Raw genomic sequence first — 23692 nt, 5'->3', positions numbered from 1 at the left:
TGAACCTAGCCTGGGCGCAGTCCGGGCCGCCGTCGGACACGATGGCGGGCACCCGTCCCCCACAGGCAGGAGCCCCCGTGCAGAAACGGCGCGCCCGCACCGTCTCCGTCGTCGCGCTCGAACCCGGGACCGGCAAGTCCACCGTGGTCCTCGGGGTGGTCGACGCCCTCGCCCGCCGGGCCGGGCGGACGGCCTTCCTGCGCCCCGTCGTCGCGTCCGCGGACCCGCCGGACCCGGACATCGAGCTGATCCGACACCACTTCCGGCTCCCCCAGGACTACGCCGCGTCCTACGCCCTCACCGCCGCCGACCTGCACTCCCCGCGGGACGTGCTGCTCAGCCGGGTCATGCAGGCGTGGGCCGTGCTCGCGGAGGAGGCGGACGTCGTCGTGGTCGAGGGCAGCGACCTCACCGACTCCCCCGCGTCGGAGGTGGACCTCAACGCGAGCATCGCGGTCCACCTCGAGGCGCCGGTCGTGCTGGTGGTCGGCGGGCGGGACCGGACGGGCGCCCAGGTGCTCGACGCCGTCCGGCGGGACGTCGCGGCGCTGACCGAGCGGGGCTGCGACCTGCTCGGCGTGACCTGCAACCGGGTCGACCCGGCGCACGTCGACACCGTGCGGGCGGGCCTGTCCGCGGCGTCGGGCGGGCTGCCCGGCGGGGTCCTGCCCGAGCTGGCGCTGCTCGCCGCGCCCACCGTCGCCGAGGTCGCCGACGCCCTCGACGCCGAGCGGGTCGCGGGCGATCCGGGGGCCGCGCGGGAGATCGAGCGGGTCGTCGTGGGCGCGATGGGGTTGCCGCACTTCCTCGACCGCATCCGGGACGCCGACCTCGTCATCACCCCCGGGGACCGGGCCGACCTGGTCGCCGGGACGCTCGCGGCGCACCTGTCCGGCGCCTACCCCGCCATCGCGGGCCTCGTCCTCACCGGCGGGTCGGTGGATCCCGCCGTGCGCAGGCTGGCGCAGGGCCTCGGCGCGGCCGGCGTGCCCGTGCTCGCCGTCGCCGAGGACACCTACGACACCGTCTCCGCGGTCGGCCGGGTGCGCGCCGCCCTGCGTCCCGGCGGGGAGCGCAAGATCGCCGCCGCGCTGCGGCTCGTCGACGCCGCGATCGACCACGACGCGCTGGCGGTCGGCCTCGCCGTCGTCCGCCCGACCCGGACGACGCCGCTGATGTTCGAGCAGGAGCTGCTGGACCGGGCCCGCGCCGACCGGCGGCACATCGTGCTCCCCGAGGGCGAGGACGACCGGGTCCTCGCCGCCGCGGACCAGCTCCTGCAGCGCGGCGTGGTCGACCTGACGCTGCTGGGCCCCGAGGCGGGGATCCGGGCCCGGGCGAGCGCGGCGGGCCTGGCCCTGCCGGGTGTCCGGATCGTCGACCCGGCCACGTCGCCGTGGCGGGCGGACTTCGCGCAGACCTACGCCGAGCTGCGCCGCCACCGCGGGGTCGGCCTGCCGATGGCGCTGGACCTGATGGCCGACGGCACCTACTTCGGCACCATGATGGTCCACCGCGGGGTCGCGGACGGGATGGTCTCCGGCGCCACCCACACCACCGCCCACACCATCCGTCCGGCATTCGAGGTGATCCGGACGGCCCCGGGCGTCTCCCTGGTCTCCAGCGCGTTCCTGATGTGCCTGCCGGACCAGGTCGTCGTCTACGCCGACTGCGCGGTCGTGCCCAACCCCGACGCCGCGCAGCTCGCCGAGATCGCGCTGTCCGCGGCGGACACCGCGGCGATGTTCGGCATCGAGCCGCGCGTGGCGATGCTGTCCTACTCCACCGGGGAGTCCGGCTCCGGCGCGGACGTCGACCTCGTGCGGGAGGCGACCGCCCGGGTCCGCGCCCGCCGCCCCGCGCTGCCGGTGGCGGGCCCGATCCAGTTCGACGCCGCCGTCGACCCCGGGGTGGCCCGGACCAAGCTGCCGGACAGCGACGTGGCGGGCCGGGCGACCGTGTTCGTCTTCCCGGACCTCAACACCGGCAACAACACCTACAAGGCCGTTCAGCGGGCGGGCGGCGCCGTCGCGGTCGGCCCCGTCCTGCAGGGGCTGGCCAAGCCGGTCAACGACCTGTCCCGCGGCGCGACCGTGCACGACATCGTCACCACCGTCGCGATCACCGCGATCCAGGCGCAGGGCTGAGCGGGGCGCGCAGCCGTTCCAGGGCCTCGGCGGCGTCGACGACGTCGGCGTACTTCGCGTCCAGGTCGGCGAGGTTGTTCTCGTGCAGAGCGCGGGTCCGGTCCCCGCAGGCCTGCTCGACGACCAGCGGCCGGAACCCGTGGTTGAGCGCGTCCATCGCCGTGGCCCGCACGCAGCCCGAGGTGGACACCCCCGCGACGACGAGCGTGTCGACGCCCGCCGTCGTCAGCGTGGCGGCGAACGAGGTCCCGAAGAAGGCGCTGGCGTACTGCTTGCTCACCAGGACCTCCGCCGGGCCGGGGGTGAGGGCCTGCTCACCCCAGCCGCCCTCGGCACCCGCGGCGAAGGCACGCAGTGCGGGCACCTTGCGGGCGAACAGCCCGCCGTCGGCCATCCCGGGCGAGTAGCGCACCTCGGTCCAGAAGACCGGGTGCCCGCCGGTGCGGGCCGCGTCGACCAGCTCCGCCGTCGCGGCGACCACGGAGTCCGCCTCCGGCAGGGCGAAGGGCCCGGCCGGATCGGTGTAGGCGCGCACCAGGTCCACGACCACCAGCGCGGGCCTGCTCCCCCAGCCCACCCGGCCGGAGAACGCCGTCCCGTGGGGTCCACTCGACGTCATCCGCACAGTGTCCCCGGTGTGTCCGGCCGCGCGCTCTGCGGCCAGGCGCTACGATGGTGTCGAGATCTGATCCCGCCGGGAACTCGTCCGGCACGGTGGCCCCTGTTCGGTGCCGCGGCCGTCGTCCGGTCGCCCCGCTTCCCCGTGTCCCGGCCGTCCATCCCCCGGAGGCGATCTCGCCGGACCCATCCGATCGGGTCGTGCGCGGGGCCATCCCCGGCCGACCGCCGCACGACCGCGGGTGGGCGTTGACCGAAGAGGAGTTGTCCGTGGCTCGACGAGGCAAGCCCCAGACCAGGGCTCGCCGCAGTGCCCCGCAGGATCGACGGCGCGGCCGGACCGGCCAGGACGTCGACGTGATGTCGGTGCTCGCGCGCACCGTGCGGGAGGTCGAGGCCGCCCTGCGCAGGAGCCGGGTCACCCCGGCGACCCGCACGAAGTTCCAGGCCGTGGCCCTGCTGCTGCGCGAGGAGCGCGCGCGGGTCAAGGCGGACGCCACCCTCAACGAGGCCAAGCGCGGCGACCGGATCAAGCGGCTGGACGACATCGCGCGCACCCTCGCGATGACCGCCGTCCGCGACCAGGGCCTGCTGGCCCTGCTCGGGGAGGACGCCGTCGTCTCCCCCGAGGCGCGGGCGCTGGCCCGCGAGGTCCTGCAGGCCGCCGGGGTCGAGCCCGCGCCGGTGCCCGAGCTGCAGGAGGCCCCGCCCGTCGAGGTCGCGGCCGTCCCGGCCAAGCCCCGCGTGGTGCCGCAGTCGGTCGTGTCGCGGCAGCTGGCCAACCCCTTCCTCGCCCCGGACTTCTCCGCGGCCCGGCCCGCCACCCCCCGGCCCACGCCGCTGGCCGGGTGGGAGCTGCTCGGCCCGCTGCTGCGGTCGTTCGAGCGCGCGGGCAGCGGCGCCTCGGCCTGCATGGACCTGCCCTTCCCCTCGTCCCGCAAGGTCCCCCCGGGCCTGGAGCTCATGCCGCACCAGGCGCGCCTGGTCGCTGCGGCCGAGCAGGGCCACCGGACCTTCCTGCTGGCGGACGAGCCCGGCCTAGGCAAGACGGCGCAGGCCCTCGTCGCGGCGGAGGCGGCGAACGCCTACCCCCTGCTCGTGGTGGTGCCGAACGTCGTCAAGACCAACTGGGTTCGCGAGGCCGACCTCTGGTCGCCGCGCCGCCCGGCCACGGTGATCCAGGGCAACGGGGACACGATCGACGGGTTCGCGGACATCGTCGTCGTGAACTACGAGGTGCTGGACCGGCACGTCGGCTGGCTCGGGGACTTCGGGTTCCGCGGGATGGTCGTCGACGAGGCGCACTTCATCAAGAACAAGTCCTCCCAGCGCAGCCAGCACGTGCTGGAGATCGCGGACCGGATCCGCACCTTCACCGCGCGGCCGCTGATGATGGCGCTGACCGGCACCCCGCTGATCAACGACATCGAGGACTTCCTGGCCATCTGGCAGTTCCTCGGCTGGATCGACGCCACCAAGCCGCGCGGTGAGCTGATGGACGCGCTGTCGGCGTCCGGGCTGACCCCGGCCGATCCGGGCTTCTACCGGGTGGCCCGGCAGGCCGTGGTGAACCAGGGCATCGTCCGTCGGCGGAAGGTGGACGTGGCCGCGGACATCCCCGCGCGCCGGATCGCCGACCTGCCCGTCGAGCTGGACGGGGCCGCGGGGCGGTCCATCCGCGCCGCCGAGCGGGACCTGGCCCGGCGCATGGTCGCCCGCTACGACGACGCGCTGGTCACCCGGGGGTCGGCGCCGCTCGAGGGCATCGACCGCGACCTGGTGCGCCGGGTCGCCAAGTGGGAGCAGAAGGACGCGAACGAGGCGAGCACGGGCGACAACGTGTTCACCATGATGCGCAGGATCGGGCAGGCGAAGGCCACGCTCGCGGCGGACTACGCCGCCCAGCTCGCGCGGTCCGCGGGCAAGGTCGTGTTCTTCGCCAAGCACGTGGATGTCATGGACGCCGCCGAGGAGCTGTTCGCGAAGCAGGGCGTGCGGTTCTCCTCCATCCGCGGCGACCAGACACCGTCCGTGCGGCAGCGCAACATCGACGCGTTCGTCGACGACGCCGGCGTCGCGGTCGCGGTCTGCTCGCTGACGGCGGCGGGCGTGGGCCTGAACCTTCAGGTCGCGTCCAACATCGTGCTGGCCGAGCTGTCCTGGACCGCCGCCGAGCAGACCCAGGCCATCGACCGCAGCCACCGGATCGGCCAGACCGAGCCGGTCACCGCCTGGCGGATCATCGCCGCGCAGACGATCGACGCCCGGATCGCCGGGCTCATCGACAGCAAGGCGGGGCTCGCCGCCCAGGCCCTGGACGGCTCGGACGCCGAGGTCGGCTCGTCGGCGGACATCCAGCTCGAGGCGCTGGTCGCGCTGCTGACGGACGCGCTGGAGGCCCGCTGACGGCCGGCTAGCGCGGACCCGCCTCGTACGTGTGGCCCGCCTCGCGGAGGCGCTCGATCAGCACCCGTCCCATCGCGGTGGCCGGGGTGAGCGAGCCCGCACGGTCGGGCAGGTCGTCCAGGGCCAGGGACAACGCGCTCTCGCCCAGCATCACCGCGGTCGCGGCGTAGCCGGGATCGCCAGGGCCCGCGACCGTCGCGGTGACCGTGCGGCCGTCGACCGTGGTGCCGGTCAGCACGTGTCGGAAGAAGCCCTCGGCCCGCGCCCGCGCGCTCGGCCCGGTGCCCGGCTTCGGCAGGACCCGCTCCAGCAGCGCCCGGGTCGGGCCCAGCGCGGCGGCCCCGACCACTGCGCCCATCGCCCCGGTGATCGCCACCGCGGCGACCGCCCCGGCGAGCCCCTTCCCTGCGGCCATCCGCTCCTCGTAGCGCAGACCGCGCCCGTACGCCCAGTCCTGCAAGGCGTTGCTGCGCCGCACGATCCGCGTGTTGTACGGCGCCATGACGAACGGGGCGGTCCACGAGCCGTCCGCCTCGCGGCGCGGCGGCGAGGCGTCCCGCGGCTGGTCCGGCGTGGGCTCGGCGGCGCGGTCCGGGCTGATCGAATGCGGCCCGCCCGCGATCCGCCGGGCGACCGGGTCCCCCGACACCGCCTCGACGTGGCCGAGCAGGGAGGCCAGCGTCCCGCCGCTGAACCCGCCCCGCGCCGTCGCGACGGCCCGGACGTCCGTGAGGTCGGCGCCCGCGGCCTCGCGCACCAACAGGACGCCCAGGTCGGAGGGGATGGAGTCGTAGCCGCAGGAGTGCACGATCCGGGCGCCGGAGCTGCGCGCCGGACCGTCGTAGCGCGCGATCGCCTCGTGGACGAACAGCACCTCCCCGGTCAGGTCGCAGTAGTGGGTCCCGGCCTTCGCGCAGGCCTCCACCAGCGGCAACCCGTACCGCGCGTAGGGACCCACGGTCGTCGCCACGACGCGGGTGGACTCCGCCAGCGCCCGCATCGACGCCGGGTCGGTCGAGTCCGCGGAGACCAGCGGCCAGCCGTGGGCCCGCCCCGACAACCCGGCCCGCACCCGCTCCAGCTTGTCCCGCGACCGCCCGGCCAGCGCGATCCGCAGCCCGGCAGGGGCGGCCTCCGCCAGGTACTCGGCCAGCAGCGCCCCGACGAACCCCGTGGCGCCGAAGACGACCAGATCGTGCTCCCGTTCGGTGCTCATCACCCGAGCATGCCCCGAGCCGCGTGGTTCGCCGCGCCGCCTAGCGTCCCCGCGGGCTCCTGCTGACGCGGATCGCGCTGTCCTTCGCCTCGCCGAACTCCTCGCGCAGGGCGGGCAGCAGCTCGGTCCGGGCGAACTCCAGGTAGTCCGGCTGCATCTCGCCGCCGATCTCGACCAGCGCGACGTGGGTGAACCCGGCGTCGACGAACGGCCGCGGGGCCTCGACGTGCGCGGACACGTCCGGCCCACAGGGGATCGCGCTCGACACGTCGTCCGGCCGCACGAACTGCGTCGCCGCCGCGAAACCCGCGGTCCCGGGCAGCTCGGCGTTGACCTTCCAGCCGCCCGCGAACCAGCGGAACAGCGAGTGCGCGCGCTCGACGGCGGCACCGTGGTCCGGACCCCAGCTGATCGGCTGCTGACCGATCTTGGGCTGCTCCGCGCCCGCCGCGGCGTCCCAGCCGGTCACGAGGTCCGCCTTCGGCTCCACCGCGACCATGGCGTCGGCGACCGGCGCGTACCGCTCGACGGACTGCCTCCCGGACACCGCCACGGCCAGCGGCACGCCCTCCTCGGGCACGTCCCAGAGCTTCGCCGAGTCCACGCGGAAGTGCGGCCCCTCGTGCGTCACGTACCCGCCGGCCACCAGCTCCCGGATGATCGTGATCGCCTCGTCCAGCATGTCCTGGCGGACGTCGGCGGTCGGCCACCCGCGCCCCACGACGTGCTCGTTCAGGTTCTCCCCCGACCCCAGGCCCAGGGTGAACCGGCCCTCGGACAGCAGCGCGACCGTCGCCGCCTTCTGCGCGACGACGGCGGGGTGGTACCGCACGGTCGGGCAGGTCACGTACGTCATCAGCGGGATCCGCTCGGTGACGGAGGCGACCGCCCCGAGCACGCTCCAGGCGTACGGGGCGTGGCCCATCTCGTCCAGCCACGGGAAGTAGTGGTCGCTCATCACCGCGAAGTCGAAGCCCGCGCGCTCGGCGCCGACGGCGTCGGCGACGAGGTCGCGCGGCCCGCGCTGCTCGGTCATCAGCGTGTAGCCGAACGAGGTCACGGCTGGAACACCACCTTGATCGCACCGTCCTTCTTGTCCTGGAACATCGCGTACGCGTCCGAGGCCGACTCCAGCGGGAGCCGGTGGGTCGCGAAGTCGTCCACGCCGAGCGGATCGGCGTCGGTGAGCAGGGGGAGGATCTCCGGCACCCAGCGGTGCACGTTCGCCTGGCCCATCCGCAGCTGGATCTGCTTGTCGAAGACCTTCAGCATCGGGATCGGGTCGGCCGTGCCGCCGTACACCCCGGACAGCGAGAGCGTGCCGCCGCGGCGGACGAGCTCCACGCCGAGCAGGAAGGCCGCCATCCGGTCCACGCCCGCGGTCCTCATCAGCGGCGCGGCGAGCATGTCCGGCAGCAGGCCGACGAGCCGGTGCGCGATCGAGCCGAAGGGCGAACCGTGCGCCTCCATCCCGACGGCGTCGATCACCGCGTCCGGTCCCCGCCCGCCGGTCAGCTCGCGCACGGCCTGGACGACGTCGTCGGACCCGGTCAGGTCGATCGTCGTGACCCCGCGGGCGGCGGCCCGAGCGAGCCGCTCGGGGACCAGGTCGATCCCGATGACCTGCTCGACGCCGTGGTGTCGCGCGACCCGGCAGGCCATGTCACCGATCGGTCCCAGCCCGAGCACGACCAGCGTGCCGCCCTTCGGCGGGTCGGCGTACGCGACGGCCTGCCAGGCGGTGGGCAGGACGTCGGACAGGTACAGGAAGCGGTCGTCCGCCGGGCCCTCCGGCACCGTGACCGGCAGCCGGTTGCCGAACGGGACCCGCAGGTACTCCGCCTGTCCGCCGGGGATCTGCCCGTAGAGCTTGGTGTAGCCGAACAGCGAGGCGCCCATCCCCTGGTCGCGGTTCTGGGTGGTCTCGCACTGCGAGTGCAGGCCTCGCTCGCACATCCAGCAGGTCCCACAGGACACGTTGAACGGGACGACGACCCGGTCCCCGAGCGCCAGGGCGGTGACCGCGGGACCCTTCTCGACGACGACGCCCATCGGCTCGTGGCCGAGGATGTCGCCCTCGCCGAGGAAGGGGCCCATGACCTCGTAGAGGTGCAGGTCGGAGCCGCAGAGCCCGGAGGAGGTGATCCGCACGATCACGTCCTCCGGATCGACGATCGTGGGATCGGGCACGGTGTCCACCCGGACGTCGCGCTTGCCGTGATATGACAGTGCTCGCATCCCACAGCGCTACCCGGCACCCCCGCGCCGAAACAGGTGTGAGCGGGTCCCGGCCGGGCATCCCGCCCCATGACCGACACCCCCGAGCACTCCCGGGCGACCCCGCGGACCGAGCGACCGGTGGCTCTCGTCACCGGCGCGAGCCGCGGCCTCGGCCTGCTGATCGCCCGCGAGCTCGCGGCCCGCGGGCACGACCTGCTCGTCGTCGCCCGGGACGCCGACGGGCTGGAGTCCGCCCGCGCCGACCTCGCCGGGGGCGGTGCCCGCGTGGTCGCGGTCCCGGCGGACGTGGGGGCGCCCGAGGCGGCCGACCTGCTCGTCGAGACGGCGGAGCGGGAGTTCGGCAGGCTGGACGTGCTGGTCGCGAACGCGGGCGTCATCCAGGTCGGACCGGCCGAGGACCTCGGGCTGGGCGACTACGAGCAGGCCATGGACGTGATGTTCTGGGGTCTCGTGCGGCCGGTGCTCGCGGCGCTGCCGCTGCTCGCCCGGACGCGGGGCCGGATCCTCGCCGTGACCTCGGTCGGCGGGAAGCTGCCCGCCCCGCACCTGCTGCCCTACGGCGCCGCCAAGCACGCCGCCGTCGGGTTCGCCGAGGGCCTGCGGCTGGAGGCCGGGCGACGCGGCGTGTCGGTCACGGTGGGTGTCCCGGGGCTCATGCGCACGGGCGCGACCCGCAACGCGCAGGTGACCTCCACCGCGGAACACCGGTGGTTCACCCCCGCCGCGTCGTTGCCGTTGCTGTCGATGGACGCCGAACACGCCGCCCGACGCCTCGTCCGTGCCACCCTGCGCGGCGCACCGGAGATCATCCTGACCCCGCCGGCGAAGATCGGGGCCCGTGTCCACGGGCTGGCCCCCGCCACCACGCTGCGCCTGCTCACGGCCGTCGAACGGCTCCTGCCCGGGCCCACGGGCGGCGCGACCCGCCCGGCCCACACGACCCCCGAGCCGCCCCTCTGGTTCCGCAGGCTCACCGCGCTCGACCGCTCCGCCGCCCGTCGGTTCCACGAGCACACCGACTCCGCGACGTAGCTACGCTGCGAAGGCTCGACGAGGGAGGAGCCATGACACCGAACGGTCCCCCGGCGGACGAGTCGTGGAGCGCGCACGACACCTGGAACGCCGAGGCACGGGGCGAGACACCCACCGAACGCCTCGACCGCAACTGGAGCGCGCTCCTGCAGGAGCTTCGGGTGGCGCAGACCGGCGTCCAGCTGCTGACGGGCCTGCTGCTCACCGTGCCGTTCCAGGCCCGGTTCGTCGAGCTCGCCACCCACCAGCGGGTCCTCTATCTGATCGCGACCTCGCTGTCGGTGCTCGCGACCGGGCTGCTGATCTCACCGGTGATGCTGCACCGGGTGCTGTTCCGGCAGCGCGGGATGGCGCTGCTGGTCGGGGCCGCGCAGGTCTTCGCGATCGCCGGGCTCAGCACGCTCGGGCTCGCCGTCACCGCCGTCGTCGGCCTGATCTTCGAGATCGTGCTCGGCACGGCCGCGGGGATCGTCGCCGGGATCGCGGCGGTGCTCCTGCTCGCCCTGCTCTGGGGCGCCTTCCCGCTCGCCGTCCGGCGCCGGATCCCGCCGGTCGACTGACCTCAGAGGCGCTTCGCCAGGTACCCGTGGAGGTCGGGGACCGAGTCGAAGACCTCCTCGGCCCCGGCGTCGGTCAGCTCGTCCGGGGCGAAGCCGCCGGTCCGGACCGCGTAGCCGACGTACCCCGCCCGCCTCGCCGCCTCGAAGTCCCACACCGAGTCGCCCACCACCAGCGCGGTCCCCCCGCCGACGCGCTCGACGGCGGCGCCGATCAGGTCCGGCTCGGGCTTGGTGCGCTCGACGTCCTCGCTGGTGGTCCAGGCGTCGGCCAGGTCGCGGCCGTCGAACAGGTCGAGGTAGGCGTCCACGTGCTCCGGTTTGCCGGAGCTGGCCAGCACGACCTTGAGCCCGGCCGACCGCAGGCCCTCCAACAGCTCCCGGACCCCCTCGAACGGCCGCACCTCCGCCAGCATCGGCGTGAACTCCTCCCCCCACGCCTCGCGGGCCGCGTCGCCGTGGCGGGCCTCGAAGTCCTCCCCGGCCACGGCCGGGACGAGCTGGTCGCCGCCCATCCCGATGGCCCGGTGCAGCCGCCAGACGGGCAGGGTGACGTCGAAGCGCCGGAACGACCGGTACCACGCCAGGGCGTGTTGGTAGTTGGTGTCGACGAGGGTCCCGTCCACGTCGAGCACCGCGATGTCGAGGGGTCGGCCGTTCGGATCGTCCATGCCGGACGGCTACCCGGCCCGCGCCGGATCTATCCGGCGGCGGGGTCGTCCTCGGTGCCGGCCCGCGAGTCGGTCGCGCCCTCGGGATCGTCCGGCTTGTCGGGCGGCGTGGCATCGCGCCCGCGCTCCTCGGGATCACCCGGGTCGAGGGCGTCGTGCTCGTCGTGCGGGTGCGCGGCGCCGTGCTGGGCGGCGGAACGGCCGGTCATCGGCCACCTCCTTCAGGGGACCGCGTCGATGCGGCTCGCCGTGTCCCGCGAGGGTTCCCGGCCCGGACCCCGCCCACACACGGGGCCGCTCGACGGTCGGCGCACCCTAGGATCGCCGCATGGCGCTGCGGTACCGCGATCTCGGCGACATCGTCGTCGAGCGCGACGGGGAGCCGGTCCCGGTGGTCGGCGGCAGGTTGCGGACCGCGCTGGGCCTGCTGCTCGTGCACGCCGACCGCCCCGTCAGCGTGGACGCCCTGGTCGACGCGCTCTGGTCCGGGTCGGCGCCGCCCGGCGCGGCGTCCACAGTGGAGTCCCACGTCTTCCGGCTGCGCAGGGTCCTGGAACCGGACCGGCCGCGCGGTGCCGCCTCGCGGGTGCTCGCCCACGAAGCGGCGGGGTACCGCCTGCTCGCCGGGCCGGACGAGGTGGACTCGCGGCGCTTCGAACGCCTCGCCCGGGACGCCGAGGACCTGCTGACGGCGGGCCGCACCGCCCAGGCGCTGGTGGTCACGCGCGAGGCACTGGGGTCCTGGCGCGGCAGGCCCTTCGGCGAGCTGTCCGACGAGCCCTGGGCCGAGGCCACCGTCGCCAGGCTCGAGGAGCTGCACGGCCAGGTCCGCGAGCGGCACGTCGACGCGCTGCTCGCCGAGGGGGACGCGGACGCCGCGCTCGTCGAGCTGGAGGGCGCGCTGCGCGACCACCCGCTGCGCGAGCACCTGTGGGCGCAGCGCATGCTCGCCTGCCACCGCGCGGGACGCCCGGACAGCGCCCTCGCCACGTTCATCGAGGCACGCACCCTGCTACTGGACGAGCTGGGCGTCGAGCCGGGCAGGGAGCTGCGCGAGCTGCACGCCCGGCTGCTCGCCGAGGACCCCGCGCTCGACGGCCCCCGCCGAGCCCCGACCGCCCCCGCCATCGGGGTGCTCCTGCCGAGCAGGCGGGTGCTGGTCGGGCGGCGGGCCGAGGTGGACCGGGTGGCCGAGGCGGTCGCGCGGGCCGGGCTGGTCACCGTCGTCGGGCCCGCGGGGTGCGGTAAGACGGCGCTGGCCGTCGAGGCCGCCCGCGCGGCCGCGCCCGCGTTCCCGGACGGCGTGCGGTTCGTGGACCTGACCGGCGCCCGAGCCGCCGAGGAGGTGCTCGACGCGGTGGGCGGCGCGTTCGGGCTCGCCGTCCCCGCGTCCGACGCGGTGCGGGCCCACCTGGGCGGGCTGCGCCTGCTCCTCGTCCTCGACCACTGCGGCCGGGTGCTCGACGCGGTGGCCGACCTCGCGGACGCCCTGCTCTCCGACGGCGCCGCCGTGACCGTGCTGGCCACCTGCCGCGAGCCGCTGGACGTGCCCGGCGAGACCGTCGTCCCGCTGGCGCCCCTGCCGCCGCCGGACCCCGAGGACCCGGCGCTCGCGCAGGCCCCCGCCGTCCGGCTCTTCCTCGACCGGGCCCGGCTCCCGGACGCCGACCTCGCCCTCGTCGCGGAGATCTGTCGCGCCGTCGACGGGTTGCCGCTGGCCGTCGAGCTCGCCGCCGCCCGCACCCGCGCGTTCGGCCTGCCCGAGATCCTCGCGCAGGTCACCGCCGACCCGAGCGGGCTCGCCGCCGTCGGACGGGCGCACCGCGGCCTCACGCTGCGGGAGACGGTCGCGCAGACCGTCGCCCTGCTCAACGCCGACGAGACGGCCGTGCACGCGGCGGTCTCCGTGGTGTCCGGTCCCTTCACCGTGGAGCTGGCGGCGACGCTCGCCGCGCTGCCCGCCGACCGGACCGGTGCCGCCGTCGCCGGGCTGGTGCACCGCTCCCTGCTGAGCCCGCTGGGTCCGGTCGCGCCGGGTCGGCCGTCGCGGTTCGCGCAGCTCGCCACGGTCCGCGGGCAGGCCGCCTCCGTCGCCGAGGACCCGGAGGCCCTGCACCTGCGGCGGGACCGCTGGGTCGCCGAGCTCGCCGGGGCGCTGCCGCGGCTCGGGTCCGCCGCCGAGACCACGTGGTTCGCCCGGCTGGACGACGACCGCGCCGCCCTGCAGGCCACCCTCGTGCACGCCGTGGTCGACCTGCCCTCGGCGGCGGGGGTCGCGGTCGTCGGTCGGGTGGCGCAGTACCTGTACCACCGGGGGCTGTCCCTGGAGGCGCGGCGCAGGCTGGAACGGGCCGTCACGCTGGACCTGGGCACTGCGCTGGACCGCGTGCTGGTCCGCCTCGCGCTCGCCGGGTTCCGCGGGCTGGCAGGCGAGGCGGATCCCGACCTGCTCACGGGCGCGGCCGACCCCGCGCTCCGCGGCGCCCGCCCCGCGGCCGACCCCGCGGCCCGTGGAAGCGGTGTGCCGGTGCCCTCGCCCGTCGACCTGCTCGTCGACCGGTTGGCCGTGGTTGCGGGCACGTGGCTGGCGGGGGTGGGCGCCGAGGCGGTCGCGCCGGTGCTGGACGCCGTGCGGGCCGTCGCCGCGGGGTCGCCCGACCCGCACACCCTGCTGCTGGTGGACGTGACCGCGCTGCTCGCGGGCCGGGGGGACGCGGCCGCCGTCTTCGCCCGCGGCGAGGCGCTCGACGACCACTTCTCCTGCTGGGTCGCGGCCGTCGTCGCCGCGGCGGACGCGCTGCGCGCCGGGGCGGTCGAGGACGGGCTGCGGTGGACGGACCGGCTGCTCGCCGCGCACCGGTCCCACGGCGTCGTCGAGGCGCCGTTCCTGCTCGAGCTCCGGGGCGGGCTGCTCGCCCGGGCGGGCCGGGACCGCGAGGCGGTGCGGGAGTTCGGGGCCGCGCACGCGCATCTCACCCGCGCGGGGATCGGCTGGCCGCACACCGAATGGGCCCCACCGCTGCTCGCCGCCGCCCGCGCCGCGCTCCCCGAGGCGGAGGCCGACGCGGCCTGGTCCGAGGGTGCGCGGCTGGGCCTCGCCGACCTCGTCGAGGCCCGCACGCCCCGCTGAACCCCCGTTGCAGCGGGAGCCGTGCACGTTGGACCACCGTTGAAGTCGGCGGGCGCACTCTCCGAGTGTGCCCGGAGGGACCGGGCGGACGGACCGGGGAGGCACCCGATGAGCACCACCGACCAGCGCACCAGCACCGACTACCCCAGCGGCGACCAGCCCACCACCGACTACGACCTCACCCGGACCGCCGATCACCGGCGCTCTGGCCGGGGCAAGACGATCGCGATCGTGGCCGGCGCCGCGCTCGCGGCGGCCGGACTCACCGCGGGGCTGTTCGTCGGGCTGAGCGGGGGCGGGTCGTCGAGCCCGTCGGCCCCCGTCCCGGAGGCCACCCAGATCACCCCGATCATGGTCCTGCCGTCGAGCGGCGGCGCGGTCGCGGTCCTGCCCGCGAGCAGCGGCCACAGCGTCACTCCGGCGAACGGCGGCGGCTCGCACGTCACCCCGCCCACCCCGCCCGCTCCGCCCGTGAAGCCGTCGCAGGCGATCGAGACCCTGCAGAAGGAGCTGGGACAGCTGAACTACTACGAGGGCGCGGACACCGGGATCATGAACGCGCAGACCACCCAGGCGATCACCTACCTGCAGCGGGACGCGCACCTGCCGCAGACCGGCACGATGAACGCCGCCACCCAGGCCGCGCTGACGCAGATGCTCGCCACCGGTGACAACCAGATGGGCGGCTGAGCGAACCCGCCGAACGAGCCCGCGCCCCGCAGGGGACGCGGGCTCGGCGCGTGTCCGGAGCGCCCCATTCCGTAACCGGATCGTCTCCCAGTTCACCAGCGGGCCCGGCCGACCCGACCTAGCGTCCGTTGCACGGCGGGACGGACCGGCGGGGCTCACGCCCCGCCGCGACCACTGGGAGGGGCACCTGTGACGGACACGGTCGGGGAACAGCAGGACACCGGCGGCCTGCACGCGGAGATGGAGGGCTACAAGCAGTCCCTCGGTCGCCGCCAGGTGCAGATGATCGCCATCGGGGGCGCGATCGGCACGGGGTTGTTCCTCGGGTCGGCGTCGCGGCTGCACAGCACCGGACCGGCGCTCGTGCTCAGCTACGCGTTCGTCGGCGTGGTCGCCTACCTGCTGATGCGGGCGCTCGGGGAGCTGGTCCTGCACCGGCCCACCTCCGGTGCGTTCGTGTCGTACATGCGCGAGTTCTTCGGTGAGAAGGCCGCGTACGTGACCGGGTGGATGTACTGGTTGAACTGGGCCTTGACCGGGATCGCGGAGCTGTCCGCGGTCGGGCTCTACGTCCAACACTGGCTGCCGGGCATGCCCACCTGGGCCACGGTGCTCATCGCGCTGGGCGTCGTGCTCATCGTGAACCTGCTCTCCGCCAAGGCCTTCGGCGAGTTCGAGTTCTGGGCGTCGATCCTCAAGGTCGGCGCGATCGTGCTGTTCCTCGTCATCGGCCTGGTACTCGTCATCGGCCGGTTCGACATCGGCGGGCACGAGGCCGGGTTCCAGAACCTCTGGTCGAACCCGGGCGGCTTCTGGCCCGCCTCCGGCGACTACGCCTGGTACGGCCCGATCCTGGTGATGTCCGGCGTGGTGTTCGCCTACGCCGCCATCGAGATGGTCGGCGTGGCCGCGGGTGAGATGGCCGACCCGAAGCGCGAGGTCCCCAAGGCGGTCAACGCCGTCATCTTCCGGATCGGCGTCTTCTACTGCGGGTCGCTGCTCCTGTTGGTCTCGATGCTGCCGACGGAGCAGTACACCGCCGGGACCAGCCCGTTCGTCAGCGTGTTCGGAGCGCTCGGCTGGGGCTGGATGGGCGATGTCATCCAGGCGATCCTCATCGTCGCGGCGATGTCCTCGCTCAACTCGGGCCTCTACTCCACCGGGCGCGTGCTGCGCAGCCTCGGCATGAGCAAGCAGGCACCGCCGTTCACCATGCGGATGAGCGCCTCCGGCGTGCCGTGGGCGGGCATCCTGATGACCTCGGTGGTCTACGTCCTCGGCGCCATCCTCAACGCCGTGGACCCGGACGCGTTCGAGACCGCCCTGGAGGCCGCCGCGATCGGCGTGATCTTCACGTGGGCCACGATCTTCCTCTGCCAGATCCGGCTCCGGCAGCTCTCCGACTCCGGCGTGATCCCGGCGAGCCCGTTCCCGATGCCCGGCGCGCCCTGGACCAGCTACTTCGGCCTCGCCTTCCTGGCCTTCGTGATCGTCGGCATGGCGATCTCGGGCTGGCAGAGCTCGGAGGAGTTCTGGCACAAGACGAACTTCATCGTCGTGGTCCTCGGCATCCCGATCATCACGGCGCTGCTGGTGGGCGGGTGGTTCATCGCGAAGCCCAAGGTCGTCGCGCACACGGGCGGAAAGCTCGGGCCCGTCTGGTCGGGCGACGGGCGCACCGAGTCCGCCCGACCCGCCGACGTCGAGGAGTAGCGTCCGCGCCGTGGACGAGCGGCCGGAGGATCGCCTCGAGGTCCGGGTCGGCCCGCGGGAGACCCCGCGCTACCGGACGGTGGACGAGCTCGTCGTCAGCGCGCCCGTCCTCGGCACCCCGGACATGACTGTCGCCGCGGCCGCCCGGTTGATGGGCGGCTGCGGCTACGTCGCCGTGCCGGACGGGCCGGGCCGGTTCGGGCTGGTCACCGACCGGGTGCTGCGCGAGCGGGTGCTCGCGGCGGGCCTGCCCGGGGACACCCCCATCGGCGCGGTCATGGCCCGGGACGTCCGCACCGTCCCGACCGGCACGCCCACCGCGACCGTGCTGGAGGAGCTGGTCCAGTACCGCCTCGACCAGCTGCTCGTGGTGGACCCCGCCGGGAACCTGCGGGGGGCGGTGGACCCGCAGGACTTCCTCGCCGCGCCGTCCGGGGCAGGCGTCGTGCTCGCGCGTCAGGTGGAGCGGGCGGAGACCCTCGGCCAGGTCGCGGCGCTGGGTGAGCGGCTCCCCCGGCTGCTCGCCGACCTGGTGCGGCAGCGCCGGGACCCCAGCGAGACGACGGCGGTCTACGCGACCGCCCTCGACGCCGTCCAACGCCGGGTGCTCGCCCTCGTGCTCGAGGCGCACCCCCGGCTGTCGGCGGAGGAGTTCACCTGGATGGTGCTGGGCTCCAACGCCCGCCGCGAGCCGACCCTCGGCTCGGACATCGACTCCGCCGTGGTGTTCGCGGACTCGGTCCCGCAGGCCCGCCGCGCGGCCTACCGGGAGGCGTTCGGCGAGGTCGCCGACGCGCTGCGGGCGGCGGGCCTGAGGGTCGACGGGCACGGCGCCACGCCGACCAACCCGCGCTTCGCCCGCAGCCGCGCCGAGTGGCGGGCGGCGGCCCGGCAGTGGCTGCGCAGCCCCCTGGACGACCAGGGCATGCTGATGGCCTCGCTGCTGCTGGACGGCCGCTCGGTGCACGGCCGCACCGAGCCGGTGGTCCACGAGGTGTTCGCGGACGTCCGGGACCATCCCGCCACCCTGCGGTTCCTGATCCGCGAGTCGCTCACGGCCAAGGCGCGCCTGGTCTCGGTGCGGGACGTCCTCGCGGGCCGCGGCGGCACCTTCGACCTCAAGGCCCACGCACTGCGGCCCGTCGTCGAGATCGCCCGGTGGGCGGCGTTGAGCGTGCGCTCCCCCGAGCTGTCGACCCGGGCGCGGCTCGCCGCCGCGAGCGGCACGATGCTGCTCCCCGCCGAGCAGGCGGACGTCCTGGTCGAGGTGTTCGACGTCCTGCAGCACACCCGTCTGCGGGTCCAGCTCGCCCAGTGGGACAAGGGCGAGCCCGTGTCCGACGTGGTGCGGATGCGCAGGCTGCCCCCGCTGGACCGCAGCCGGATCGCCCAGTCCGTCCGCGAGATCGGGACCGTGCAGACCCGGCTGGCCAACCTGCTCCAGTACACCCCGGCCGAGGAGTGGGCGGCCTCCCCCTGAGGGGCGCGCCGCCCCGCCGTCACCTCTCGGCTCAGACCTCGGCGCGCTTGGGCAGCACCCAGTTCGGCCGCGGGAAGTGGCAGGTGTAGCCCCAGGGCATGCGCTCCAGGTAGTCCTGGTGCTCGGGCTCGGCCTCCCAGAAGTCCCCGGCGGGCTCCACCTCGGTGACGACCTTGCCCGGCCAGATGCCGGACGCCTCGACGTCCGCGATGGTGTCCTCGGCGACGCGCTTCTGCTCGTCGTCGGTGTAGTAGATCGCCGACCGGTACGACAGGCCGATGTCGTTGCCCTGCCGGTTCTTCGTGGTCGGGTCGTGGATCTGGAAGAAGAACTCCAGGATCTCCCGGTAGCTGGTCACCGCCGGGTCGAACACGATCTCGATGCCCTCGGCGTGGGTGCCGTGGTTGCGGTAGGTGGCGTTCGGGACGTCTCCGCCGGTGTAGCCGACGCGGGTCGACAGAATGCCGGGCCGCTTGCGGATCAGGTCCTGCATGCCCCAGAAGCACCCGCCCGCCAGGATGGCCTTCGCCGTGGTCGCCGCAGCGCTCATCTCACTCCCTCGGGTCGTGGTCTCGTCTCGTACGACCCTCTCAACAACGAGGGGGCCCCGCCAGTTCCCGTCCCGCAGGACGGCGCTCAGGACTGCGAGCGGGCCTTCGGCACCGAGCCCGTGAGCAGGGCCGCGGTGCCGGTGAGGGCGAAGAGCCGGTCCAGGCGCACCGTGCGGTTGTCCAGGTCCAGCGCGATCCCCGCGGCCGAGAGCCTGCGCTGGATCATCAGCAGGACGGCCAGCCCGTGGGAGTCGCAGAACGCCAGCTCCCCGCAGTCGACGACGATCCGGGTCAGGCCCGCCTCGCCCGCGAGCTCGGTGACGTCGGCCAGCAGCCGGTCCGCGGTGCCGTGGGCCAGGTCGCCGCGCACCGCCACGGCCGCGGCGCCGGGCTCCGGCCGCGCCCAGGTCAGGTTCAGCACGCCGGCGGTCACGAGGCCTCCGCGGCACGCTCGGTGCGGGCGGTCGGTCCCGGCTCCGGGGCGAGGCGCGCGCGGCCTGCGTCCAGGATCCGCCGGGCGCGGGGGAACTCCCGCAGCTCGGTGGCGAGCAGGTCCAGCCCGGGCAGCACCGCGCGGCGCGGCACCCCGCGCACCCCGAGCACGTCCGCGGTCCACTCCAGGAAGTCCCCGAACACCGCGTCCGCGTCCGTGTAGAGCGCCGCGCACAGGAAGTCGACGATGTGGGCGAGGTCCTCGGCGGTCCGCTCCCGCTGGTCCTCGGTGTAGGAGCGCATCGCAGGCAGCTGCTCCTCCAACCCGGTGTACACGGCCTTGACCAGCTCCCCGCGGGTGAGCGTGATCATCGTGTACTCCTGGTCCGCGAGGTGCGGCAGCTGGTCCACGGCCTGGCCCGGCGGCTCCGGGCGCGCGAGCGACCCGGCGGCGAGCAGGTCCGCAGCGGCCCGGGCGTCCGGCGCCCAGTGCGCCCCGAGCAGGCGGGCGTAGGCCCCGTCGACGCCGAAGGCTGCGCCGCCCGCGAGGACCGGCGTGCCCGTGGCGGTGCAGGCGTTGATCGTGGCATGGGCGGTGGGCAGCCGCGGCGCGAGCGACCCGGACAGCGCGACGGCCTCGGGGCCGGTCCGGTGCAGGTGCTCCACGAGGTGGGGGGTGGGCACCTGGGCGCCGAGGAAGTCCACCGCGAACCCGCGCAGGGTGAGCACCTCGGCGAGCAGCCGAGCGGGCAGCGCGTGCCACTCGCCGTCCACGCAGGCGACGGTGACCCGCCCGCGGTGCGGCTCGACCGGCGGCGCCGCGAGCGACACCGCGGTGATGACGCGGTCGTTGATCGCCGTGGCGGTGTGCTCCTGCGCCACGTCGATGCGGGCGGCGGCCCACTCCTGGCCGACCCGCCGCTGCACCCCGCCGATCAGGTCCAGCAGGACGCTCTCGGGCTCCAGGCCCGCGGCGAGCGCGGCCAGCACGGTGTCCGTGGCGGCGCGGGCGTCCCCCGCCACCACCGCGTTCCAGAGCCGCGTGTGCTGATCCCCGGGCTCGGCGGTGTCCGCCTCCGCGGTCGTCGGTGCACTCACGCGGTGTACCTCCCTGGTCCGTGCCCCCCGACGGCGGTGAGGTGCTGTCCGCGGGGAGCGGTGATGGCGAGGACGGCCAGGTCGTCGGACGGGCTGCGGCCCGCCCACTCGGCGGCCACCATCTGCACGCGCTCGACGAGGGCGTCCGCGGGCATCCCGGCGCACTCGGCCAGCGTGCGACGCAGCCGGTCCTCGCCGAAGAAGTCGGTGCCGAACGGGCCGCCGCGGGCCTCGGTGATGCCGTCGGTGTAGAGCACGCAGGTGTCCCCTGGGCCGAGCACGACCTCGGCCGACTCGGCCTCGATCTCGGTCATCGCGCCGACCAGGCTGCCCCGGGTGGGGACCTCCTCGACCCGACCGTCGCCCCGGACGACGAGCGGCGGCAGGTGACCCGCGCTCGTCAGGCGCAGGCGGACGTCCGCGTGGTGGCGCGAGACCGAGCCGAGCACCATCGTGGCGAACCGGGTGTGCTCGGTGCTGAGCAGCGCCGAGTTCAGCAGCTGCAGCATCCGCAGGTGGTCCGCGGCCATCGGCAGCAGCGCCCGCAGCGTGCTGCGGATCCGGCCGGTGAGCACCGCGGCCTCGAGGCCCTTGCCGCACACATCGCCGAGCACGACGAGGGACTCGCCGTCCTCGGTGTCCGAGGGGTGGACGTCGTAGAAGTCCCCGCCGACCCGGTCGGTGTCCGAGGCGGGCCGGTACCGCGCGGCCATCTCCACACCGGGCAGCTGGTGCAGCACCGGCGGGAGCAGCTCGCGGGTCAGGGTGTCGGTGACCGAGGCCTGCTGGGCGAACATCCGCGCCGCGGACATCGCGACGCCGACGCGGGCCGCGAACAGCCGCGCCGCGCCCTCGTCCTCCCCGGAGAACCGCGGGCTGGCCGGGCGGCGCAGCAGGATCAGCGCCCCGGTGGCCACCGCGTGCCCCGGCAGCGGCGTGACGACGACGGAGCCGACCTCCCCGAAGCCCTCGGGCACGAGCCAGCGCGGCACGCCGGACGGGTCCAGCCAGCGCGACGGCACCGGCGGGAACCCGAGCAGCGCCTCGCGCAGGCCCAGGACGTCCTCCGGCGGGTGGTCGAGCAGGTCGTGCTGCAGCACGTCGGCGGTGGCGACGACCACGGGCTGCGGCTCCCCGGGTCCGACGACCCAGGCCGCGTCCGCCAGGTGGCGCACGGCGAGCCGCGCGGCGATCTCCATGCAGCGCTGCAGGTTGAGCGAGCCGAGCAGCTCGTCCGAGGCCTCGGTGAGGAACTCGGTGCGCGCGCGGGCCCGGTCGAGGTCGGAGCGGGCGGCGGTGACGTCCGTGTCGTCGATCAGCCACCAGCACGTCCCGCCGTCCGGCAGGCGGACGGGGTGCGCGGTGAACACGCGGTCCCCCAGCACGCCCGAGACCGGGCTCGTGCCGCTGAGCCAGCCGGGCGCGGTGTCCGCGATCGGGGCACCGGGCAGGGCGGCGGGCAGGAGCTCGCGGGAGCGGGCGTTCGCGGCCTCGACGGCACCGAGCCGGTCGATCACCAGCGACGGCACCGCGGCAGCGTGCCACGGCGTCTCGTCGCCGACGAGAAGCTGCGGGTCACGGTGGAGAGAAGTCACGGCTGCGGACTCGGGTCCGGGAGTCCTTGCCACCTTCCTGTCTCGTGCGGCGGGGTGGGCCGCTCGTGCGGTGGGCCGAGCACGTGGTCTGCACTCGCTGGGGTGCCAGGGTACTCGGATGCGCGGACGCGTCGAGTCGGAGCGCCGGGAAGTGATCGGGTCCGGCGGGTGTTGCGCGCGGTATGGCGCTGGAGAAGCTCGGGTTCCTCACCATCGGCACGTTCGACCGGGAGGATCCGCGGGCCGGGCACGAGACGACATTGCGGATGATCGAGCTCGGGGAGCGGCTGGGCTACGACAGCGCCTGGGTCCGGCACCGCCACCTCCAGTACGGGGTCTCGTCGCCGGTGGCCCTGCTGGCCGCGGCCACCCAGCGGACCAGCCGGATCGCGCTCGGCACCGCCGTGATCCCGCTGGGCTGGGAGAACCCGCTGCGGCTGGCCGAGGACCTGGCGACGGTCGACCTGCTCTCCGGCGGGCGGCTGAACCCGGGCGTCAGCGTCGGGCCGCCGCTGCGCTGGTCGGACGTCAAGGGGGCGCTCTACCCGGATACCGCGGACGTCGAGGACTTCTCCCCCGCCCGGCTCACCCGTCTGCTGGACCTGGTGGCGGGCGAGGAGGCGAGCCCCTTCGCGGGCACGGAGGGGTTCGAGGTCTTCTCCGAGCGGGTCGAGCCGCACTCGCGGGGCCTGCGGGAGCGGATGTGGTACGGCGGGGCGAGCCGCTCGTCGGCCCGACGGGCGGGCGAGCTGGGGATGAACCTGCTGACCAGCAGCGTGATCGAGGCGACCTCGAAGGAGGGGCCGTGGGACTTCGCGGAGACCCAGGCCGCGCAGATCGACGCCTACCGGGAGGTCCGCCCGGAGGGCCGGGTGTCGCAGGGCCTGGTCGTGGTGCCGACCGACTCCGCAAGCCCCGCGCAGCGGGACCGCTACCACGCCTACGCCGCCGCCCGGACCCCGCGCACGGCCACCCCGCAGGGCGAGCGCGGGATGCTGTTCGCCCGCGACCTGGTCGGGACCTCGGAGGAGATCGCCGCCGAGCTGCACGCGCACGCGGGCTACCAACGGGTGACCGAGGTCGTGTTCGCGCTGCCCTTCGCGTTCCAGCCCGAGGACTACGAGCAGATCCTCGGCGACATCGCGACCCGGCTCGGCCCGCTGCTGGGGTGGCGCCCTACGGGATGAGCACGACCTTGCCCTCGGCGTGCCCGGACTCCACCAGCCCGAGCGCCCGCTCGGCCTCGGCCAGCCGGAACACCTCGGTGACGTGCGGGTCCAGCTCGCCGGCCGCGACCATCCGGACCAGCTCCGCGAGCACCCGCGTGCTGCGGTCCCGCACGACGTCGCTCCCGCCCAGCTCGGCGGCCAGCGCCTTGTCGGCGACCGAGCGCAGCCGCGTCGGGTCGGTGAGCAGCGTGGCCACCTCGCGCAGCGGGTCCCCGCCGACCATGTCGAACACGGCGTCGACGCCGTCCGGCGCGGCCGCCCGGACCCGGTCCAGGACCCCCTCGCCGTAGGCCACCGGGATCCCGCCGAACCGGGCGACGAGCTCGTGCTTGCGCGGGCTCGCGACGCCCACCACCCGCAGCCCCGCCGCCCGCGCGAGCTGCACGGCGGGCACCCCGACCCCGCCGCCCGCCCCGTTGACCAGCAGGGTCGCGCCCGGCGGCAGGGCGAGCCCGGTGAGCGCGTCGAACGCGGTGCCCGCGGCGACGGGCAGGGCCGCGGCGTCCTCGGGCCGCACGTCCGCGGGACGGTGCGCGGCGAAGCCGGCGGTCACGACGGCCTCCTCGGCCCAGCCGCCGACCATCCCCGGGCAGCCGCCGAACACCTCGTCCCCGGTGGCGAAGCCGGACACGCCGGGGCCCACCGCCGTCACGGTGCCGGCCACCTCGCGGCCCAGCACGGCGGACCCGACGGCGCCGTAGGCGCCCTCGCGCAGCCGCCAGTCCCCCGGGTTCACCCCGGCCGCCCGGACCCGGACCCGGAGCTCGCCCTCCCCCGGTTCGGGCACCGCGACGTCCAGGAACGCCTGGTGCTCGGGGCCGCCGATCTCCGTGAAGCCGTACGCGCGCATACGGCGATCATGCCGGACCGAACCGCACGCCGGGGC

General features: G+C 75.2%; 20 protein-coding genes. 9 read left to right on the top strand and 11 right to left on the bottom strand.

Going from position 1 to position 23692, the window contains the following annotated elements:
* Positions 1 to 77: 77 nt before the first annotated feature.
* Positions 78 to 2147, top strand: coding sequence for a phosphate acetyltransferase (gene pta, locus ABD993_RS29500; RefSeq protein WP_345425743.1), 2070 nt, complete (start codon positions 78 to 80; stop codon positions 2145 to 2147).
* On the opposite strand, the gene ABD993_RS29495 is transcribed toward pta, so the two are convergent.
* The gene (locus tag ABD993_RS29495) at positions 2122 to 2766 is read right to left on the bottom strand and encodes an isochorismatase family protein (protein WP_345425740.1); all 645 of its coding nucleotides are present in this window, start codon (positions 2764 to 2766) and stop codon (positions 2122 to 2124) included. The two genes, pta and ABD993_RS29495, sit on opposite strands and share 26 nt — an antisense overlap.
* A 269-nt stretch (positions 2767 to 3035) precedes the next feature.
* Between ABD993_RS29495 and ABD993_RS29490 the strand changes: the two genes are divergently transcribed.
* On the top strand, positions 3036 to 5171 hold the full coding sequence (locus tag ABD993_RS29490) for a DEAD/DEAH box helicase (RefSeq protein ID WP_345425737.1): 2136 nt from the start codon (positions 3036 to 3038) through the stop codon (positions 5169 to 5171).
* 7 nt (positions 5172 to 5178) lie between these two features.
* On the opposite strand, the gene ABD993_RS29485 is transcribed toward ABD993_RS29490, so the two are convergent.
* From ABD993_RS29485 to ABD993_RS29475, 3 genes are read right to left on the bottom strand one after another with little or no spacing between them, the layout of a single operon-like run.
* The gene (locus ABD993_RS29485; RefSeq protein ID WP_345425734.1) at positions 5179 to 6387 is read right to left on the bottom strand and encodes a saccharopine dehydrogenase family protein; all 1209 of its coding nucleotides are present in this window, start codon (positions 6385 to 6387) and stop codon (positions 5179 to 5181) included.
* 40 nt (positions 6388 to 6427) lie between these two features.
* Positions 6428 to 7447: a TIGR03557 family F420-dependent LLM class oxidoreductase gene (locus tag ABD993_RS29480; protein WP_345425731.1), complete on the bottom strand. Its 1020-nt coding sequence runs from the start codon at positions 7445 to 7447 to the stop codon at positions 6428 to 6430.
* Complete coding sequence (locus tag ABD993_RS29475) at positions 7444 to 8625, bottom strand: alcohol dehydrogenase catalytic domain-containing protein (protein ID WP_345425728.1); 1182 nt, start codon at positions 8623 to 8625, stop codon at positions 7444 to 7446. The genes ABD993_RS29480 and ABD993_RS29475 overlap by 4 nt, the downstream gene beginning before the upstream one ends.
* Positions 8626 to 8694: 69 nt before the next feature.
* On the opposite strand from ABD993_RS29475, the gene ABD993_RS29470 reads away from it, so the two are divergent.
* Positions 8695 to 9660 (top strand): SDR family NAD(P)-dependent oxidoreductase, encoded by a 966-nt coding sequence (locus ABD993_RS29470; protein WP_345425725.1) that lies wholly within the window; start codon positions 8695 to 8697, stop codon positions 9658 to 9660.
* A gap of 32 nt (positions 9661 to 9692) precedes the next feature.
* Positions 9693 to 10220, top strand: coding sequence for a DUF6328 family protein (locus tag ABD993_RS29465; protein ID WP_345425722.1), 528 nt, complete (start codon positions 9693 to 9695; stop codon positions 10218 to 10220).
* 2 nt (positions 10221 to 10222) lie between these two features.
* Here ABD993_RS29465 and ABD993_RS29460 read toward each other — a convergent pair whose 3' ends face one another.
* Positions 10223 to 10888, bottom strand: coding sequence for an HAD family hydrolase (locus tag ABD993_RS29460; protein ID WP_345425719.1), 666 nt, complete (start codon positions 10886 to 10888; stop codon positions 10223 to 10225).
* 29 nt (positions 10889 to 10917) lie between these two features.
* Positions 10918 to 11097: a hypothetical protein gene (locus tag ABD993_RS29455; RefSeq protein WP_345425716.1), complete on the bottom strand. Its 180-nt coding sequence runs from the start codon at positions 11095 to 11097 to the stop codon at positions 10918 to 10920.
* A 119-nt stretch (positions 11098 to 11216) separates the two neighbouring features.
* Here ABD993_RS29455 and ABD993_RS29450 point away from each other — a divergent pair, with 119 nt between their 5' ends.
* The 4 genes from ABD993_RS29450 to ABD993_RS29435 all read left to right on the top strand — a co-directional run bounded on the left by ABD993_RS29450 (position 11217) and on the right by ABD993_RS29435 (position 17901).
* Positions 11217 to 14018 (top strand): AfsR/SARP family transcriptional regulator, encoded by a 2802-nt coding sequence (locus ABD993_RS29450; protein WP_345425713.1) that lies wholly within the window; start codon positions 11217 to 11219, stop codon positions 14016 to 14018.
* A 108-nt stretch (positions 14019 to 14126) separates the two neighbouring features.
* Positions 14127 to 14708 carry a peptidoglycan-binding domain-containing protein gene (locus ABD993_RS29445; RefSeq protein WP_345425710.1) on the top strand — a complete coding sequence of 194 codons (582 nt, stop codon included), beginning with the start codon at positions 14127 to 14129 and terminating at the stop codon, positions 14706 to 14708.
* A gap of 189 nt (positions 14709 to 14897) precedes the next feature.
* Complete coding sequence (locus tag ABD993_RS29440; RefSeq protein ID WP_345425708.1) at positions 14898 to 16421, top strand: amino acid permease; 1524 nt, start codon at positions 14898 to 14900, stop codon at positions 16419 to 16421.
* 10 nt (positions 16422 to 16431) lie between these two features.
* A complete protein-coding gene (locus ABD993_RS29435) occupies positions 16432 to 17901 on the top strand; it encodes a putative nucleotidyltransferase substrate binding domain-containing protein (RefSeq protein ID WP_345425705.1) in 1470 nt (489 codons plus the stop codon).
* A 31-nt stretch (positions 17902 to 17932) separates the two neighbouring features.
* Here ABD993_RS29435 and msrA read toward each other — a convergent pair whose 3' ends face one another.
* From msrA to ABD993_RS29415, 4 genes are all read right to left on the bottom strand, one after another.
* Entirely contained in the window at positions 17933 to 18451 is a 519-nt protein-coding gene (gene msrA, locus ABD993_RS29430; protein ID WP_345425702.1) for a peptide-methionine (S)-S-oxide reductase MsrA, read from the bottom strand.
* An 86-nt stretch (positions 18452 to 18537) separates the two neighbouring features.
* Positions 18538 to 18885 carry an STAS domain-containing protein gene (locus ABD993_RS29425; protein WP_345425700.1) on the bottom strand — a complete coding sequence of 116 codons (348 nt, stop codon included), beginning with the start codon at positions 18883 to 18885 and terminating at the stop codon, positions 18538 to 18540.
* Positions 18882 to 19982 (bottom strand): cobalamin B12-binding domain-containing protein, encoded by a 1101-nt coding sequence (locus tag ABD993_RS29420; protein ID WP_345425698.1) that lies wholly within the window; start codon positions 19980 to 19982, stop codon positions 18882 to 18884. The genes ABD993_RS29425 and ABD993_RS29420 overlap by 4 nt, the downstream gene beginning before the upstream one ends.
* Entirely contained in the window at positions 19979 to 21577 is a 1599-nt protein-coding gene (locus tag ABD993_RS29415; RefSeq protein ID WP_345425696.1) for a PP2C family protein-serine/threonine phosphatase, read from the bottom strand. The genes ABD993_RS29420 and ABD993_RS29415 overlap by 4 nt, the downstream gene beginning before the upstream one ends.
* A 182-nt stretch (positions 21578 to 21759) precedes the next feature.
* Here ABD993_RS29415 and ABD993_RS29410 point away from each other — a divergent pair, with 182 nt between their 5' ends.
* Positions 21760 to 22764, top strand: a complete 1005-nt coding sequence (locus ABD993_RS29410; protein WP_345425694.1) for an LLM class flavin-dependent oxidoreductase — start codon at positions 21760 to 21762, stop codon at positions 22762 to 22764.
* Here the strand turns inward: ABD993_RS29410 and ABD993_RS29405 are convergent.
* Positions 22754 to 23656 (bottom strand): NADP-dependent oxidoreductase, encoded by a 903-nt coding sequence (locus ABD993_RS29405; protein ID WP_345425691.1) that lies wholly within the window; start codon positions 23654 to 23656, stop codon positions 22754 to 22756. The two genes, ABD993_RS29410 and ABD993_RS29405, sit on opposite strands and share 11 nt — an antisense overlap.
* Positions 23657 to 23692 lie beyond the last annotated feature (36 nt).

The sequence above is a fragment of the Pseudonocardia xishanensis genome, assembly GCF_039541715.1.
GTDB lineage: Bacteria > Actinomycetota > Actinomycetes > Mycobacteriales > Pseudonocardiaceae > Pseudonocardia > Pseudonocardia xishanensis.
Note: the sequence above shows the minus strand (reverse complement) of the source record. Positions and strands in the feature narration are given on the sequence as shown.

What these genes read in the sequence shown, in the direction of transcription:
- ABD993_RS29495 (WP_345425740.1), bottom strand. Translation starts at nt 2,766, where the DNA reads ATGACGTCGAGTGGACCCCACGGGACGGCGTTCTCCGGCCGGGTGGGC.
- ABD993_RS29485 (WP_345425734.1), bottom strand. Translation starts at nt 6,387, where the DNA reads ATGAGCACCGAACGGGAGCACGATCTGGTCGTCTTCGGCGCCACGGGG.
- ABD993_RS29475 (WP_345425728.1), bottom strand. Translation starts at nt 8,625, where the DNA reads ATGCGAGCACTGTCATATCACGGCAAGCGCGACGTCCGGGTGGACACC.
- ABD993_RS29470 (WP_345425725.1), top strand. Translation starts at nt 8,695, where the DNA reads ATGACCGACACCCCCGAGCACTCCCGGGCGACCCCGCGGACCGAGCGA.
- ABD993_RS29465 (WP_345425722.1), top strand. Translation starts at nt 9,693, where the DNA reads ATGACACCGAACGGTCCCCCGGCGGACGAGTCGTGGAGCGCGCACGAC.
- ABD993_RS29460 (WP_345425719.1), bottom strand. Translation starts at nt 10,888, where the DNA reads ATGGACGATCCGAACGGCCGACCCCTCGACATCGCGGTGCTCGACGTG.
- ABD993_RS29455 (WP_345425716.1), bottom strand. Translation starts at nt 11,097, where the DNA reads ATGACCGGCCGTTCCGCCGCCCAGCACGGCGCCGCGCACCCGCACGAC.
- ABD993_RS29450 (WP_345425713.1), top strand. Translation starts at nt 11,217, where the DNA reads ATGGCGCTGCGGTACCGCGATCTCGGCGACATCGTCGTCGAGCGCGAC.
- ABD993_RS29445 (WP_345425710.1), top strand. Translation starts at nt 14,127, where the DNA reads ATGAGCACCACCGACCAGCGCACCAGCACCGACTACCCCAGCGGCGAC.
- msrA (WP_345425702.1), bottom strand. Translation starts at nt 18,451, where the DNA reads ATGAGCGCTGCGGCGACCACGGCGAAGGCCATCCTGGCGGGCGGGTGC.
- ABD993_RS29410 (WP_345425694.1), top strand. Translation starts at nt 21,760, where the DNA reads ATGGCGCTGGAGAAGCTCGGGTTCCTCACCATCGGCACGTTCGACCGG.
- ABD993_RS29405 (WP_345425691.1), bottom strand. Translation starts at nt 23,656, where the DNA reads ATGCGCGCGTACGGCTTCACGGAGATCGGCGGCCCCGAGCACCAGGCG.